Genomic DNA, 16,579 nt, shown 5'->3' on the forward strand with positions numbered 1-16,579 from the left:
AGGCTCTTCCTAGCGCTAGAAGCGTATCGCGGCAAGGACTCTAAGCATAAATCAGCACCGTGTTCCCCGCAGGGCGTGCCTTCGTTCCCGCCTGAAGTGCCGCGGCAGACTGGTTCAGAATGCCTGCGTGCCGCACCGGGCTGGTTCAGCCTGGCGCAGGGGGAGCCAGCTGCACGGCATTGAAGACCTCATTGAGCACCGGGCTCAACGGATAGGACAGCACCCGGTCAGAGAGGGCAATGGCGGAGATGGGGAAGACGATGGGCACAGCCGGGACGGTGGCTGCAATTTGTTTGCTGATGGACTCATAAGCGGCAACACGGTCCGCTCCGTTGGGCATGCTGCGTGCCCGGGTGATTTTGGACACCAGCTGCGGATCCACCAGTCCCAGTTCGGCGCCCGGGGAGCCGAAGATGGGGCCCACAAAGTTGTCCGGGTCCGCATAGCTGCCGTTCCATCCCATGAGGCTGAGGGCATGATTGCCGTCTCCCGTGACGGCGGCCAGATAGCCTTCGTTCCACGGGATCGGGACGGGTTTGATGTTGAAGCCAACTTTTGTCAGTTCAACAGCAATTTGGGCGTAGACCTTTTCAGGGGTGGGCAAATAAGTGCGTGCGGCGTTGGTGGGATAGTAAAACCTGAGCTCTTCACCCTTGTAACTGGAGCCTGCCAGGAGCGTTTTTGCCTTCTGTGGATCGTAGCCAATGCCTTCCACGGCATTATTGAAGCCGCTGAGCTTGGGGGGGATGAACTGCGCGGTAGTGGCCGTTCCGCCAATGAAGAAGTTATTGGCAAGCGTTGCCTTGTCAATGGCTGATGCGATGGCCTCGCGCACCTTCAGATCCGCCAGTACAGGGACTCTCTGGTTGATACCCAGATACATGACAGAGAAGGGATCCCGTTGCAGGACCTGCTTTCCGCTCTTGATGAGCTTGTCAAAATTACTGGGCGTGACCGGGTCAAAGCCATCGATGGAGCCCTCGTCCAAGGCCGCCAGCCTGGTTTCGGGCTGTTCGAAGGTTTTGAAGTTCAAGACGGTGATCTGACCCTTTTCACCCCAATAGTTTTTGTTGGCGTTCATGGTCACAGACCCTGCGGAGGCCTGCCCAAAGGTGAACGGTCCGGTGCCCACAGGATGCAATCCATAGCGGGATACCTTGTTCCCGGCGAAGGAGCGGTCCAGCACATTGGCGGTAAAGGACTTCAACGCCGTGGGGGAGGAGATGGCAAAGGCTGGCACGGTCAGTGCCTGCAGGAATCCGGTGAGCCGCGTCTTCAACCCCAGGGTGAGCGTCAGCGGGTCATCAACCGTACAGCCTTCATAGAGGGAGTTTTCCGGATCGTCGCTGAAGGCACGGAACACTTGTTTGAAGGTGGACGTGGAGCCGTCTGCGCGGATTGCCGGAGGCAGGGAGTACCAGCGCTCAAAGTTGGCGCACACGGCCGCTGCGTTAAACGGGGTCCCGTCATGGAAAGAAACACCCTTGCGCAGGGTGAAGGTGTAGTGCAGCCCGTCCGCATCCTCCACCCATTTCGTGGCGAGGCTTGGTGCCGGTGCCCCTGTGACCGGATTGATGGTCACCAGCCCCTCCATGATCTGGCGTGTTACCCGGTACGACTCCGTGTCCGCAACCAGCGCCGGATCAAAACCCAGCGGGTCAGATCCCGTACCGAAATTGAACACGGTGGGCGTCACGGCGTGGGTGGGTGCCGCCGTGGTACTGGGGGATTGGGGCGCAGGAGCAGTGCAGGAAGTTGCGCCCAGAAGAACGATGGCGGCCAGGGCTGTTGCTCGCAGGATACTCAGGGGCACTGGGTCACCTTGCGCACTGGGTTGGCAGGGCATGGCACGTTCGGGTTCTCCTTGCAGCACGGACTCTCCATCAGCCACTTATCATAGTGGCTGATTCTGGTGGCTTCCTCAGGGTTTGGACCGCTGTGGTTAAAACTACCCGGAGGAGACGGTAGTATTGTTCATGCTTCAATGCACATGCGCGAGTGGTGGAATTGGTAGACACGCAGGTTTTAGGTACCTGTGCCTTCGGGCGTAGGGGTTCAAGTCCCCTCTTGCGCACTAGAAAAAGGCCCCTTATTCGAGGATTCCTCGGTAAGGGGCCTTTCTCATGCTTGGGTCAGGCGGCTAGCCGGCAGCTGTTAGGCGGCGTCGATTTTCAAGTCACGGCGCAACTTGGCCACGTGGCCGGTGGCGCGCACGTTGTACTGGGCCACCTCAACGCTGCCGCTCTCATCGAGAACAATGGTGGAACGGATCAAACCTTCGTAGGTCTTCCCATAATTCTTCTTCTCACCCCAGGCCGCGTAGGCGAGAGCAACGCTATGGTCCGAGTCGCTAAGGAGCGGGTAATTCAATTCATCCCGAGCCTTGAATTTTTCCAGCTTGGAGACGGGGTCGGGGGAGATGCCCAACACCTTATAGCCACCGCCCTGCAAGGAAGCAAGGCTGTCACGGAAATCGCAAGCCTGTTTGGTGCAACCTGGAGTCATGGCTGCCGGGTAGAAGAATAAAACCACTTTCTGGCCGGCGAAGTCTGCCAGCGAGGTAGTGCCGCCGTCCGCGTTGGGCAAGTTGAATGCGGGGGCCGGATCGCCGGGGACAAGACGTTCAGTCATGGGTGCTCCTGAAAGGTGGAAGGTGAAAATCTTGTTTTCAGCCTAGGTGAGGTGTGCTGCGGGGCACGAATCCGGCCCTGTCAGCACTTTGGCCGCCGGTGCACCAGATGGGTTAGCGGGCCTCATGGGTCAGCCGGCCTGATGTGGTAGCGGGTTAGGGGCCAAATTGGCGCCGTGCGCTGCTGACAACTTCAAAAAGGGCAACAAAAAACCGCTCCAACCCCGGCGCTTGCCAGTGTTGGAGCGGTTTTACCCTGTGCACCCCTCCGGACTTGAACCGGAAACCCATTGATTAAGAGTCAATTGCTCTGCCAATTGAGCTAGGGGTGCGTATTTTTTTACTGCAGTAAAAAACCGTTCCAGCACTAGTTGTTACCAATGCCGGAACGGCCTTACTCTGTGCACCCCTCCGGACTTGAACCGGAAACCCATTGATTAAGAGTCAATTGCTCTGCCAATTGAGCTAGGGGTGCATCTTCGCTGCAGTGGCACTCAGCAGATTGTGTCTGCTGTGTTCTTTGCAACGACATGAAACTATACGGCTTTTTTGTGCGGGTGTGAAATCGATTAGTCGGATTTTGCCTCTTTTGCGGCAGGGATCACATTCTGAGGTCCTGAGATCCTTGTTATTCCGGGGAATTTGCTCAAATAAATTCTCTGCAAAATGCCGCTGGGTACATGCAAGCCCGGCTAGCCCCCACCAGCACGAGCCCCCAAGTCGCCTCCAGTACCGCCGCCTCCAGTACCGCCACCCGCCGGCAAACCACCGCCGGCAAACCACCTAAAGTGGCGCACTTCACGCTTGCGCCATAGACTGGCGCCCATGAGCGTAGAGACGAATTCTGTTGAGCCGGAAGACACAGTTGTACGCACCGCCGATGGGCGCCCGGACATTAAACCCCGAAGCCGGGTAGTCACCGATGGCATCCATGCGGCCCCCGCCCGTGGCATGTTCCGGGCAGTGGGTATGGGAGATGATGACTTCCGCAAGCCCCAGATCGGTGTAGCGAGTTCGTGGAATGAAATCACCCCGTGCAACCTTTCTTTAAACCGTCTGGCCCAAGGCGCCAAGGAAGGAGTCTTCGCTGCAGACGGTTTTCCCATGCAATTCGGCACTATTTCCGTCTCCGACGGCATTTCCATGGGGCACGAGGGTATGCACTTCTCCCTCGTGTCACGCGAAGTCATTGCGGACTCCGTGGAAACAGTCATGATGGCCGAGAGGTTGGACGGCTCCGTTCTCCTTGCCGGCTGTGACAAGTCCTTGCCCGGAATGCTCATGGCTGCCGCACGGCTCAACCTTGCCAGCGTGTTCCTTTACGCCGGCTCCATCATGCCCGGCTTCGCCAAATTAGAGGATGGCACGGAGAAGGAAGTCACCTTGATTGACGCCTTCGAGGCGGTGGGGGCCTGCGCCGCCGGCAAGATGAGCATGAAAGATCTGGATTCCATTGAGCGCGCCATTTGTCCCGGTGAAGGTGCCTGCGGCGGCATGTACACGGCCAATACCATGGCCTGTATTGGCGAGGCCCTGGGTATGTCTCTTCCCGGTTCGGCTGCACCGCCCAGCGCTGACCGGCGCCGTGACATGTACGCGCGCAAGTCCGGCGAAGCCGTGGTGCATCTGCTGGAAAAGGGCATCCGTGCCCGCGACATTATGACGAAGAAGGCTTTTGAGAATGCCATTGCCGTCACCATGGCCTTTGGAGGTTCCACTAATGCCGTTCTGCACCTGCTGGCCATTGCCCGTGAAGCTAACGTGGATCTGAGCCTTGCTGACTTCAATCGCATTGGCGATAAGGTCCCGCACCTAGGCGATCTGAAACCCTTTGGCCGCTACGTGATGTTCGACGTCGACAAGATCGGTGGAGTGCCTGTCATTATGAAGGCATTGCTCGACGCCGGGCTCCTCCATGGCGATTGCCTCACCGTCACAGGCAAAACAGTGGCCGAGAACTTGGCCGAGATTAACCCGCCGGACCCCGATGGCAAGGTTCTGCGTGCCATCTCGAATCCCATCCATAAAACGGGTGGCATCACTGTGCTCCACGGATCGCTGGCTCCGGACGGGGCAGTGGTCAAGAGTGCAGGCTTTGATCTGGACGTCTTTGAAGGTAGCGCCCGTGTTTTTGAGCGTGAGCAGGGCGCCCTGGAGGCGCTTGGCCGTGGTGAGATTCAAGCCGGTGATGTTGTGGTGATCCGTTATGAGGGTCCCAAGGGTGGTCCCGGCATGCGCGAGATGCTCGCCATCACCGGTGCCATTAAGGGCGCTGGGCTCGGCAAGGATGTGCTGCTATTGACCGATGGCCGCTTTTCCGGTGGCACCACCGGGCTGTGTATTGGTCATGTGGCTCCCGAAGCCGTGGACGGCGGGCCCATCGCCTTTGTCAGGAATGGGGACGCCATTCGCGTTGACATAGCGGCGCGCACCTTTGACCTCTTGGTGGAGCCAGCGGAGTTGGAGGCACGCAAGGTGGGGTGGGAGCCGCTTCCGGGCAAGTTCACAACAGGTGTTTTGGCCAAGTATGCCAAGTTAGTCAACAGTGCCTCCACAGGGGCCTATTGCAGCTAGCCGCCCTCTGGCGGTTTGTGGGAAGCGGGGTAGATGGCACCACCATGCCCACAGGGTGGACACTGGGTCCACATAGTGAGATGCTAGAGTTGGCCGTTTGACACTCAAGAGCGTAAAACGGGAGACTAAACACATGCAACGAAAGCTCCTAGCCGTCATTAGCTAGCACGTGATGTGAAGCGACCACACCCTTGGTCGCTGACTTGTGGCTTTTACGAATGAGAAAACGTCACAACACGTGCAAACCCCTCGATGAGAGCCTTATGGGCAAGAGGGGTTTTTTTGTTTCCACCACCAGCGGCAACTTGTAACACTGCGTACACCATCCAGAAGTGGACGCAACTGCAGATGAAATACCCGAGAGCCAAGAGTTTCCCCGAAGGAAAGAACCGATGAGCAAAGGAACGCCCGCCAGCCCAGCGCTGATGGCAGCAAAGTCCCCCGGGCACGGTGCGCAAACAAGCAGCCACTCAGGCGTGGTCAGCACCGCAAACCAAGCCTCCGCCGTCCTGGGTCCCAACAATGTTGTGGCGCCTGTCCAGATGAGCGGCTCCGAGGCACTTGTCCGTTCACTTGAAGAATTGGGTGTCAAGGACATTTTTGGTCTGCCTGGCGGCGCCATTCTTCCCACCTATGATCCGCTGATGGCATCAGATCTGAATCACATTCTGGTCCGTCACGAACAGGGTGCCGGGCACGCTGCCCAGGGCTACGCCATGGTGACCGGTGAGGTGGGCGTTTGCATCGCTACCTCCGGTCCGGGCGCTACCAACCTCGTCACCGCCATTATGGATTCCCACATGGACTCGGTTCCCCTGGTGGCCATCACCGGTCAGGTCTCCAGTTCTGTCATCGGCACCGACGCTTTCCAAGAAGCCGACATTGTTGGCATCACCATGCCGATCACCAAGCACTCGTACTTGGTGACCGACCCCAATGACATTCCCCGCGTGCTGGCCGAGGCTTTCCACCTTGCCTCAACCGGGCGCCCCGGTCCCGTCCTCGTGGACGTTGCCAAGGACGCCCAGGTTGGCCAAATGACCTTCTCCTGGCCCCCCGTCATTGACCTGCCCGGCTACCGCCCTGTTTTCCGCGGCCATTCCAAGCAGCTGCGAGAGGCTGCCCGCCTGATCCGCGAAGCCAAGAAGCCTGTCCTCTACGTAGGCGGTGGCGTGGTCAAGGCCAACGCTTCCGCGGAACTGCTGGTTTTGGCCGAACTCACGGGCGCCCCCGTGGTCACCACCTTGATGGCACGCGGCGCGTTCCCCGATTCACATGATCTGCACGTAGGCATGCCCGGCATGCACGGCACGGTCTCCGCCGTGACAGCCTTGCAGCAATCCGATCTGCTCATCACGTTGGGTGCCCGGTTCGATGACCGAGTCACAGGGGTACTGAGCAGTTTCGCTCCCCATGCCAAGGTCATCCACGCTGATATTGACCCCGCGGAAATTTCCAAGAACCGCACCGCCGATGTCCCTATTGTGGGCTCCTTGAAGGAGATCATCCCGGACCTCGTGACGGCCGTCAAAGCCGAGTTTGAGAGCGGCGGAACCCCGAACCTCAGCGACTGGTGGGCGTTCCTGGGCAATTTGCGGGACACCTACCCGTTGGGTTGGACTGAACCCGAAGACGGGCTCATGTCCCCACAGCGAGTCATCTCACGCATTGGTGCACTGACGGGCCCTGAAGGCGTCTACGCTGCAGGCGTTGGTCAGCACCAAATGTGGGCTGCGCAGTTCATCAAGTACGAGCGCCCCCGCGCCTGGCTGAACTCCGGCGGCGCCGGGACCATGGGCTACTCGGTGCCTGCGGCCATGGGGGCCAAGGTGGGCAACCCGGACCGTGTGGTCTGGGCCATTGACGGTGACGGCTGTTTCCAGATGACCAACCAGGAACTGGCCACCTGCCGGATCAACAACATTCCCATCAAGGTTGCCATCATTAACAACTCGTCCTTGGGCATGGTGCGCCAGTGGCAGACGCTGTTTTACAACAGCCGCTACTCCAACACCGACCTCAACACGGGCCATGACAGTATCCGTGTGCCGGACTTTGTGAAGATGGCCGATGCCTATGATTGTGTTGGCCTGCGCTGTGAACGCGTTGAGGACATTGACGCCACCATTGAGGCAGCCTTGGCCATCAATGACCGCCCGGTCATCATTGATTTCGTGGTGAGCCCGGACGCCATGGTGTGGCCGATGGTGCCCTCAGGGGTCAGCAACGACCAGATTCAAGTTGCCCGCAACATGACCCCCGTGTGGGACGAGGAGGACTAAGGCATGACTAGACATACTCTTTCCGTACTGGTTGAAGATAAGCCCGGTGTATTGACCCGGGTGGCCAGCATGTTTGCCCGCCGCGCCTTCAATATCAACTCACTTGCTGTTGGCCCCACCGAGATTGTGGGTATTTCCCGCATGACGGTAGTGGTTGATGCAGACGGGGACTTGATTGAACAAGTCACCAAACAACTGAACAAGCTGGTCAACGTCATCAAGATCGTTGAACTCGTTCCAGAGAATTCCGTGCAGCGGGACCACATCCTGGTCAAGGTGCGTGCGGACGCCGCGACGAGACTGCAAGTAACCCAAGCTGCAGATCTCTTCCGTGCCTCAGTGGTTGATGTGTCTACAGACTCGCTGACCATTGAAGCCACTGGCTACGCTGACAAGCTGGCCGCCTTGCTCGCAGTCTTGGAACCCTTCGGGATCCGGGAAATCGTGCAATCAGGCACCTTGGCCGTTGGGCGGGGAAGCCGTTCCATGAGCGATCGGGCGCTGCGCGCTTCCTAGCGCACGGCCCACCAGGACCTGCAGGGCAGGTCCTGGATGAAATACTTTTGATAAAGCACCACACACCATTTATTCAAGGAGTTACACAGTGACCGAAATGTTTTACGACGACGACGCAGACCTGTCAATCATCCAGGGTCGCAAGGTCGCCGTTATCGGCTACGGCAGCCAAGGGCACGCACACGCACTGAGCCTGCGCGACTCCGGCGTTGACGTTCGCGTCGGCCTGAAGGCGGGCTCGAAGTCCATCGCCAAGGCAGAGGCAGAGGGCCTGCGCGTCCTCAGCGTTGCTGAGGCAACGGCTGAAGCTGACCTGATCATGATCCTGACCCCGGACCAGGTCCAGCGCTTCGTTTACGCAGAGGACATTGCCCCGAACCTGAAGGCTGGCGACGCCCTGTTCTTCGGCCACGGCTTCAACATCCGCTTTGGCTACATCACGCCCCCGGCTGACGTTGACGTTGCTCTGGTTGCTCCGAAGGCACCGGGTCACACCGTACGCCGCGAATTCGAAGCGGGCCGCGGCATCCCCGACCTGATCGCTGTTGAGCAGGACTTCACCGGCGGCGCCCGCGCCCTGGCTCTCTCCTACGCCAAGGGCATCGGCGGAACCCGAGCAGGGGTCATCGAGACCACCTTCACCGAAGAGACCGAAACGGACCTGTTCGGTGAACAGGCCGTTCTCTGCGGCGGCGCCTCACAGCTGGTTCAGTACGGCTTTGAAGTTCTGACCGAAGCTGGCTACAAGCCCGAAATCGCCTACTTCGAGGTCCTGCACGAGCTCAAGCTCATTGTTGACCTCATGTGGGAAGGTGGCATTGCCAAGCAGCGCTGGAGCGTTTCCGACACCGCAGAATACGGCGACTACGTCTCCGGCCCGCGCGTCATCACCCCCGAGGTGAAGGAAAACATGAAGGCTGTTCTGGCCGATATCCAGAGCGGTGCGTTCGCCACTCGCTTCATCGAGGACCAGGATGCCGGCGCTCCCGAGTTCCTGGCACTGCGCAAGAAGGGCGAAGAGCACCCCATCGAGTCCACAGGCCGCGAACTGCGCAAGCTGTTCTCCTGGATCTCCACCAACAGCGACGACTACACCGACGGTTCAGTCTCCCGCTAGTCCCCATTCCCTCCCAACTGTTGGTTCGCTAGCGAACCAACAGTTGGGTCCCTCGGGAATGTGGGCCCAAGCGTGTGGGCCCAGGGCTTTACGTCCGGCTGCTGGACAAATGCGACTTAGATCATGTGATTTATATCGCTTACGTCGAACTTCCCGCCATATATTACGGCACCGAAGCCGGTCTCCCATAAACTGGAGACCGGCTTTTGTCGTTGCTAGGGCACCACAAAAACCATTCACCAAAATCCCCACAAGAACACTAAACGACAAGCTAAAGAGGTCACAGGTGAGCGCCACCAAACCAGTAGTACTCCTCGCGGAGGAACTTTCGCCCGCAACGATCGAGGCGTTGGGCCCCGATTTTGAGATCCGCCAGACGGACGGAGCTGACCGTGCCGCTCTGCTGTCCGCCATTGTTGACGTCGATGCGATCCTGGTCCGCTCCGCAACGCAGGTGGATGCCGAAGCCATTGCTGCTGCCAAGAACTTGAAGGTCATTGCCCGTGCCGGCGTGGGGCTGGACAACGTTGACATCAAGGCCGCAACGCAGGCCGGTGTCATGGTGGTCAACGCCCCGACGTCGAACATTGTTTCTGCCGCCGAGCTGACCATTGGCCACATCCTCTCCCTGGCCCGCCACATCCCGGCCGCCAGCACCGCATTGAAAAACGGTGAATGGAAGCGCTCCAAGTACACCGGCACGGAACTGCTGGAAAAGAAGCTGGGCATCATCGGGCTGGGTCGGATTGGCGCCCTGATCACCGAACGAGCCAAGGCCTTCGGCATGGAAATCATTGCCTACGACCCCTACGTCACCTCTGCCCGTGCCGCGAGCTTGGGCGTGCAACTTGTCTCTCTCGATGAGCTGCTGGAACAGGGCGACTTCATCACGATCCACATGCCGCGCACCCCGGAAACCCTGGGCATGATCGGTACCGAGGCCTTCGCGAAAATGAAGAAGACCGCTTACGTCATCAACGTGGCCCGTGGCGGTCTCATCGATGAGGCGGCGCTGAACATTGCCTTGCGTGAGGGTGAAATTGCCGGTGCCGGCATTGATGTGTTCGTGAAGGAACCAGCCACCGACGTTGACTTCCTGGGCCTGGATAACGTTATCGCCACCCCGCACCTGGGTGCTTCCACCGATGAAGCGCAGGAGAAGGCCGGAGTTTCCGTAGCCAAGTCCGTGCGCCTGGCCCTGGCCGGCGAATTGGTGCCCGACGCCGTAAACGTGGCCGGTGGCGTCATTGCCGCCGAGGTCCGCCCCGGCATCCCGCTGATCGAGAAGCTGGGCCGCATCTTCACCGCGCTGACCCACGCCTCGGTGACCCAGATCGACGTTGAAGTGGCCGGCGAAATTGCCGCCCTGGACGTGAAGGCACTGGAACTTTCAGCGCTGAAGGGCGTCTTCAAGGACGTTGTTTCCGAGCAGGTCTCCTACGTCAACGCACCGGTGCTGGCGCAGCAGCGGGGCATCAAGACTAACTTGATCACCACGCTGGAATCAGCCGATTACCGCAACGTGCTGACCATCCGCGGCGCCTTGTCAGACGATTCTCAGATCTCCGTCTCAGGTACTTTGACCGGCCCGAAGCAGATCCAGAAGATTGTGGCCGTCAATGGCTACGAGCTGGAAATCCCCATGAGCGATCACCTCTTGGTGATCTCTTACGCTGACCGTCCCGGTGTAGTCGGTACCCTCGGCCGTATCCTTGGCGAGAATAATGTCAACATCGCCGGCATGCAGGTTGCCCGCCACACCGAAGGCGGCCAAGCCCTGGCCCTCATCACGGTGGACAGCACTGTGCCGCAGGCGCTGCTGGATTTGATCAAGACCGAAATTGGCGCCACCATGGCCCGTGAGGTCGATCTGGAAGACTAATCCCCACGCCCTCCCAAGGGACCCCAGTGCCGAAAGTTGAAGTCGCGATTCCCGGAGCAGGGATGGATTTCCAAGGTCGCCCTGCGACCGCAGAAATCTTACTGCCGCGAGGGGATCGCGACTTCGGCGTTTAACCGCAGCGTAGGTGCCGCCGTCGTGCGTCAACGGCAGAGGGGACACGAATCAACAATTCCCAGATTTCACGGTAAATTTATGGGGTGAGCACTACTGACTCGGCCAAGACGCCTTACTACCTGACCACCGCCATTACGTACCCCAACGGCGATCCGCACATTGGGCACGCCTACGAGTACATCGCAGCTGACGCCATGGCACGCTTCAAGCGCCTTGACGGGTATGACGTGAAGTTCGTGACGGGTACGGATGAGCATGGCATGAAGATCGCGCAGACGGCCGAGAAGGAAGGCCTGAGTCCCAAGGAACTCGTGGACCGCAATGTCACCATCTTCAAGGACACGCACCAGGCGCTGGGCATCAGCTATGACCGTTTCATCCGCACCACGGACGCCGATCACTACGCTGCATCACAGGCCATCTGGAAGAAAATGGAAGATGCCGGGGATATCTACCTGGGCAAATATGAGGGCTGGTATTCGGTCCGTGACGAGGCCTACTACGGCGAAGACGAGACGGAACTGCGCGAGGACGGCAAGCGTTACTCCAAGGTCACCGATACGGAACTGACCTGGACCGAAGAGGAAAGCTACTTCTTCCGCCTCTCCAACTACCAGGACAAGCTGCTGGCCCTCTACGCCGACCAGCCGGAATTTGGTGCCCCACGCACCCGTTTCAACGAAGTGATCAGCTTCGTCAAGGGCGGGTTGGAAGATCTCTCCGTCAGCCGCACCACCTTCGACTGGGGCGTTCCCGTTCCGGGCAATAACAAGCACGTCATGTACGTGTGGGTTGACGCGCTGACCAACTACATCACGGCCGTTGGTTACCCGGATGTGGACTCCGAAGCCTTCAAGAAGTACTGGCCCGCCGATGTCCACATCATTGGCAAGGACATCTCCCGCTTCCACGCCGTGTACTGGCCGGCGTTCCTCATGTCTGCCGGGCTGGAACTGCCCAAGCGCGTCATGATCCACGGTTTCCTGCATAACAACGGCGTGAAGATGTCCAAGTCCTTGGGCAACGTGGTGGCTCCGGCCGATTGGGTTGCCCAATACGGTCTGGACCAGGTGCGTTTCTTCTTGCTGCGCGAGGTGCCCTTTGGCGCGGACGGCTCCTACAACCATGACGCCGTGGTGGGCCGGATGAACTCCGACCTCGCCAACAACTTAGGCAATCTGGCCCAGCGTTCTCTGTCCATGGTGGCGAAGAACTGCGCCGGTGTGGTGCCGGCTCATGGCGAGTTCACCGAAGCCGATGAGAGCATTCTGGCCGCGGCCCGTGCCCTTTTAGAACATTCCCGCGCCACCTACCAGGTCCAGGATTTCCACGGCTCGCTGGAAAAGATCTGGCACGTTCTGGGAGACACCAACGCCTACTTCGCCGACCAGGCCCCCTGGGTGCTGCGCAAGACTGACGTCCCCCGTATGGAAACCGTGCTGTATGTGACCCTCGAGGTGCTGCGCATGGTCTCGATCCTCATCCAGCCCGTCATGCCGGATGCCTCGGCGAAGCTGCTGACCGTTTTGGGCCAGGGAGGCTCGGCGGACGACGCCGTTCGCCAGTTCGCTGCCATTGCCACACCTCTGGTTCCCGGTACGGTCCTGCCCGCTCCGGCGCCGATCTTTCCCAAGTACGAGGAACCCGCGCCCGTCGAGGCATAGGGTGCACGCATCTGGAGAATGGGACGGCGTTCGCGGATAAAGATGGTGTTAGCCCGCCGTCCTTATCCGCGAAAGCCGTCCCTTTTCGCCGATCGGGCTACTGCCGCCGAAGTCCCGCCTCGTGTAGCACGCGAATGAACCGCTCCTGGTTCATGATGTCCTTCCAATCCCACCGGACAAACCTGACACCTTGTGCTCGAATTTGATCCTCGCGCCACTTTTCCTTTATGACCCGCTGCTGGGTAGTCAGTCCGCCACCCCAGTCAGCGCGCAGGTATTTACCCATGCCATCGAACTCGCCGGCAAGATTGAGTTCCTTGAACCAGAAGTCCGTGTACGCGTTGCTGCCGTCTCGCAGTATGAAGTGTTTTTGTAGCTCGGGTTCGGGGAATCCGAGCAGGTGCATCTTGGCGCGGCTGATCGATTCGCCCGCCGACTCCGACAAGGGAGACGCGAAATTGATGACAGCTAGAGCCCGCTTCTGCGCTGCCTTCGTTGGTAGTTCACCGGCGGCGGCAATGAGGTCTTCGCGCCGCAGCGCTGGCCCCTGCGGGTAAGTGCTCTGCCAGAGCGGCGTGCGTAGTGTCGGCTCCGCATCACGAGCGGTGAAGTGGTTGTAGGCTCGTTGGCGGTTGGAGGTGCGCAGGCTGGAGTCACAGATTGCAACCGCATAGGGAAAATCAATGCTGAGGATCAACTGCAAGACGGTGTCCACTTTCCCGGTCAGCAGGAACGAGCCGCACCGTTGTACCCGTTCCGTCATGGAACCGCGGTGGCGGTCCACCCCGTTTTCGTTCCGTCCGCCTCGCATTGCCTCAGTCATGACATGCAGACGTTCCGGTACGCCGACCATCCACAATCCCCAGAGGAGTGCTGCCGTTGCGTGGCAGAAAACGGGTTGCTGTGGGGTTGCTACCTGAAAAGCTGAGGCAGTCAGGCCGTACCGCTGCATTGGGCTGAGCTCGCGGAATTCGGTGCTGTTCACGTAAACGCCACGGTGCACCCGCGTCAGCTGGCCCTTGTTACACAGGTCCACCAGCTCCCGGCGGTCTCGGCCTGACTTTTCAAAGTCGGCGGGAATTATCAGTCGTGGCGTGCTCATGAATCAAGCGTCTCATCACGCAGTGTGCCGAAGCAGAGGCAGCCGGCCCGCCTGTGGATAACTCGTTGCGTTGCCCATGTACCTCAAATCGTGAAAAGGACGGCGCTTGCGGATAAGGACGGTCGTCTACGACCGTCCTTATCCGCAAGCGCCGTCCTTTATTCAAAGGTGGCCGCAACATACGCCGATTACCCGCCTCAGTCCATCGCTAAACCCTCAACGGGGGAGAGCTTCGCGGCCCGTCGGGCAGGGACCACGGAGGCCAAGAGCCCGGCAACTACCGCCACCAGCACCACTGCCAGGATTTGGTCCCACGGAATGACCGCCGTGACATCGGCAAAGGATCCCAGCGCTGCCTGCGCACCGGCCCAGCCGTACACGGCACCGAGGACAGAGCCAATGATCGCGGCAACGCCTGCAATGAGCACCGCTTCTAGAGCCAGCATGCCGCGCAACTGCCCACGTGTCAGGCCAAGCGCCCGCAGCAGGGAGTTCTCCCGGGTCCGTTCCAGCACGGACAAGGACAGGGTGTTGGCTACACCGATCAGGGCAATGAAAACGGCCACGGCCAGCAGTGCCGTGACCACAAGGAGCATCATGTCGATGACCTGGTTGAACGTGGCCTTTTCCAGCACGTCCCCACTGACCTGATATTCGTTGACGCCCAGCGCCGTAGCCAGCGAGGTCCGCAAATCCATCAGGGCGTTGGCCTCCAACGATTCATCCACGGAGATCCACAACGGTGCTGCCGCCTTCCGTTGCAGCGGGTCATCCGCTGCAACGGGCGGGAACGCGTCGAGGGAGACCACCGCCATGAGCTCGTACGTTGTGGACGGGGTGGCGGCGATGTTGGTGGTCTGGGTTCCGGAATTCAACGTGGCAGTGGTGGCCTTGACATCTTTGGGCAGCACCACCGAGGTCCGTGTGGGACGGTTAGCGGAATTTGCCAGCAGAGCCGCCGCATCGGCGTCGTGAATCCCGTAAGCCGGAATCTGCAGGTCCCCGGCAGTCACCGTGCCCACCAATTCCAGCCGGGCGATCTGTTTGACGCCGGGCAGGGCTGCGGCGGCGGAGAGCTGATCCGCGGTGATGGCCGGCTCGCCGGGGTAGGCCTGCACCGACAGGTCCACGGGGTAACGGCTGTCCAGCTGGGAGTCGAAGGCCTGCCGGGCCGTGGCTGCTCCTGTCATCATCATGGTCACGAGCGTGACGCCAATGAGCAGGGCGGACGCCGTGGCCGTGGTCCGGCGCGGGTTGCGCACGGCGTTGGCAGCAGCCATCTTGCCTGGCACCCCGGCAGGCACGGCGAGGGTGCCAGCCAGCGCAACGAGCTTGGGCACGAACAGCGTGGCCGCCATGATGACACCCACAAAGGATGCCGCTCCGGCAGGCAAAGCTATCAGCAGGTTGGTGGAAATGCCGCCGTACACAAGGCCCGCGCCACCGGCCAGCAGGAGCACCACACCAATAACCAGGCGCACGCGGCCGCCGGTGTTGTGCACGCTCGCATCGTCAACGGGACGCAGTGCGGCCAGCGGGGCCACGGCAGTTGCGGCCCGGGCCGGGACCAGGGCGGCGAGCACCGTCAACAATGTGCCCACAACCAGTCCGGCAACAATGGCCGACGGCGGCACCGCCAAAGTGGCGAAGGCAAAGTCGGGATTTTGGCCCAGTAGGGTCAAAACGAGCGCCATGGTGCCGGTGGCGACGAGCACGCCTAGGACCGAGGCAATAAACCCAACAGCTATGGCTTCGACCATGACGGAGTTACGCACCTGGGCACGGCTGGCGCCAATACAACGCAGCAAGGCCAGTTCGCGGGTCCGCTGGGCCACCAGTACGGAGAAAGTGTTTGAAACAACCAGTGCTGCCACCAGCAGGGCAACGGCGGCGAACGCGAGCAGCACGATGGTCAACTGGTCCTGGCCGCCGGTCAACAGAGAGACCTGCTGCGTAGTCTGCTCATCCGGCGTCAGGATTGTGTCCGCCGGCTGATCCAACGTGGTGGCCAGGGCTGCCTTGGCATCTGCAACAGACACGCCCGGTTTGAGCAGCACCGAGATGCCGGTAAAGCCGGAATCGGGGTAACTGAGTTTCTCCACAGCGGCTGTTGTGCCCACGAACTGTGCGGTGCCAGATGACATTGGGTCGAACGAGGCAGCCATGATGCCGGAGACTGTGGCGTGCAGTGAGGCAGGCTCCTTGCCGCCAGCATCCGCTGACATGGTGACCTTGCTGCCCAGGGAAAGTGAGTTGCGCTCGGCCGTGACGCGGTCAACCACCACGTCAGCATCCTTGGTAGGCCACGCACCCGAGAGCAGTTTCACTGGTTCCAGGGCCGGATCCATGGGCACATCACGTAGTTGTGCGCCGACGGAGGCCTTGCCCAGATTCGTCTGCAGGAACAATGGACGCTGACCATAGGAGGCGCCAACAACAGGTGAGCTCGTCACGGCGGCCAGTTCCGCCGTCGTCAATGGGGTTTGGGTGGGAGGGGAGATGACAAGGTCCGCCGAGGCGTAGGACTGGCCCAGGGATGCCTTCAGTGAGGCTTTCGTGGAGGCGTTGACCATGAGGGTGGCGGAGAGGAAGGCGACTGCCAGCAGCACGGCCAGGGTGATGGCGATGAAGCGGCGCGAATGGGATTTGAGTTGGCTCAGGGAAACTTGCAGCATGAG

10 protein-coding genes and 3 tRNA genes are annotated in these 16,579 nt (G+C 60.2%); 7 read left to right on the plus strand and 6 right to left on the minus strand.

The window, feature by feature from the left end:
- Positions 1-145: 145 nt before the first annotated feature.
- A complete protein-coding gene (locus RY113_RS02130) occupies positions 146-1,813 on the minus strand; it encodes an ABC transporter substrate-binding protein (protein WP_315913141.1) in 1,668 nt (555 codons plus the stop codon).
- A 179-nt stretch (positions 1,814-1,992) separates the two neighbouring features.
- On the opposite strand from RY113_RS02130, the gene RY113_RS02135 reads away from it, so the two are divergent.
- Positions 1,993-2,074: transfer RNA gene (locus RY113_RS02135), tRNA-Leu, on the plus strand.
- 80 nt (positions 2,075-2,154) lie between these two features.
- On the opposite strand, the gene bcp is transcribed toward RY113_RS02135, so the two are convergent.
- From bcp to RY113_RS02150, 3 genes are all read right to left on the minus strand, one after another.
- Entirely contained in the window at positions 2,155-2,631 is a 477-nt protein-coding gene (gene bcp / locus RY113_RS02140; RefSeq protein WP_110106690.1) for a thioredoxin-dependent thiol peroxidase, read from the minus strand.
- A gap of 257 nt (positions 2,632-2,888) precedes the next feature.
- A tRNA-Lys gene (locus tag RY113_RS02145) sits at positions 2,889-2,961 on the minus strand.
- 70 nt (positions 2,962-3,031) lie between these two features.
- A tRNA-Lys gene (locus tag RY113_RS02150) sits at positions 3,032-3,104 on the minus strand.
- 350 nt (positions 3,105-3,454) lie between these two features.
- On the opposite strand from RY113_RS02150, the gene ilvD reads away from it, so the two are divergent.
- The 6 genes from ilvD (at position 3,455) to metG (ending at position 12,799) form a co-directional block, all read left to right on the plus strand.
- Complete coding sequence (ilvD, locus tag RY113_RS02155) at positions 3,455-5,203, plus strand: dihydroxy-acid dehydratase (RefSeq protein WP_315913142.1); 1,749 nt, start codon at positions 3,455-3,457, stop codon at positions 5,201-5,203.
- A 392-nt stretch (positions 5,204-5,595) separates the two neighbouring features.
- Positions 5,596-7,485, plus strand: coding sequence for an acetolactate synthase large subunit (locus RY113_RS02160; RefSeq protein WP_315913143.1), 1,890 nt, complete (start codon positions 5,596-5,598; stop codon positions 7,483-7,485).
- Positions 7,486-7,488: 3 nt separating this feature from the next.
- A complete protein-coding gene (gene ilvN, locus RY113_RS02165; RefSeq protein ID WP_110106693.1) occupies positions 7,489-8,001 on the plus strand; it encodes an acetolactate synthase small subunit in 513 nt (170 codons plus the stop codon).
- Between the two features lie 88 nt (positions 8,002-8,089).
- Positions 8,090-9,118, plus strand: a complete 1,029-nt coding sequence (gene ilvC, locus RY113_RS02170) for a ketol-acid reductoisomerase (protein ID WP_110106694.1) — start codon at positions 8,090-8,092, stop codon at positions 9,116-9,118.
- A gap of 286 nt (positions 9,119-9,404) precedes the next feature.
- Positions 9,405-11,000, plus strand: coding sequence for a phosphoglycerate dehydrogenase (gene serA, locus RY113_RS02175; protein ID WP_315913144.1), 1,596 nt, complete (start codon positions 9,405-9,407; stop codon positions 10,998-11,000).
- A 218-nt stretch (positions 11,001-11,218) separates the two neighbouring features.
- On the plus strand, positions 11,219-12,799 hold the full coding sequence (gene metG / locus RY113_RS02180; RefSeq protein ID WP_315913145.1) for a methionine--tRNA ligase: 1,581 nt from the start codon (positions 11,219-11,221) through the stop codon (positions 12,797-12,799).
- Positions 12,800-12,896: 97 nt separating this feature from the next.
- Here the strand turns inward: metG and RY113_RS02185 are convergent, their stop codons facing one another.
- Both RY113_RS02185 and RY113_RS02190 read right to left on the minus strand, forming a co-directional pair.
- The gene (locus RY113_RS02185; protein ID WP_315913146.1) at positions 12,897-13,901 is read right to left on the minus strand and encodes a type IV toxin-antitoxin system AbiEi family antitoxin domain-containing protein; all 1,005 of its coding nucleotides are present in this window, start codon (positions 13,899-13,901) and stop codon (positions 12,897-12,899) included.
- Positions 13,902-14,098: 197 nt separating this feature from the next.
- Positions 14,099-16,576, minus strand: coding sequence for an ABC transporter permease (locus RY113_RS02190; protein ID WP_315913147.1), 2,478 nt, complete (start codon positions 16,574-16,576; stop codon positions 14,099-14,101).
- Between the last annotated feature and the right edge of the window lie 3 nt (positions 16,577-16,579).

It is taken from the genome of Arthrobacter sp. lap29 (genome assembly GCF_032458965.1).
Taxonomy (GTDB): domain Bacteria; phylum Actinomycetota; class Actinomycetes; order Actinomycetales; family Micrococcaceae; genus Specibacter; species Specibacter psychrochitiniphilus.

What these genes read in the sequence shown, in the direction of transcription:
- bcp (WP_110106690.1), bottom strand. Translation starts at nt 2,631, where the DNA reads ATGACTGAACGTCTTGTCCCCGGCGATCCGGCCCCCGCATTCAACTTG.
- ilvD (WP_315913142.1), top strand. Translation starts at nt 3,455, where the DNA reads ATGAGCGTAGAGACGAATTCTGTTGAGCCGGAAGACACAGTTGTACGC.
- RY113_RS02160 (WP_315913143.1), top strand. Translation starts at nt 5,596, where the DNA reads ATGAGCAAAGGAACGCCCGCCAGCCCAGCGCTGATGGCAGCAAAGTCC.
- ilvN (WP_110106693.1), top strand. Translation starts at nt 7,489, where the DNA reads ATGACTAGACATACTCTTTCCGTACTGGTTGAAGATAAGCCCGGTGTA.
- RY113_RS02185 (WP_315913146.1), bottom strand. Translation starts at nt 13,901, where the DNA reads ATGAGCACGCCACGACTGATAATTCCCGCCGACTTTGAAAAGTCAGGC.
- RY113_RS02190 (WP_315913147.1), bottom strand. Translation starts at nt 16,576, where the DNA reads ATGCTGCAAGTTTCCCTGAGCCAACTCAAATCCCATTCGCGCCGCTTC.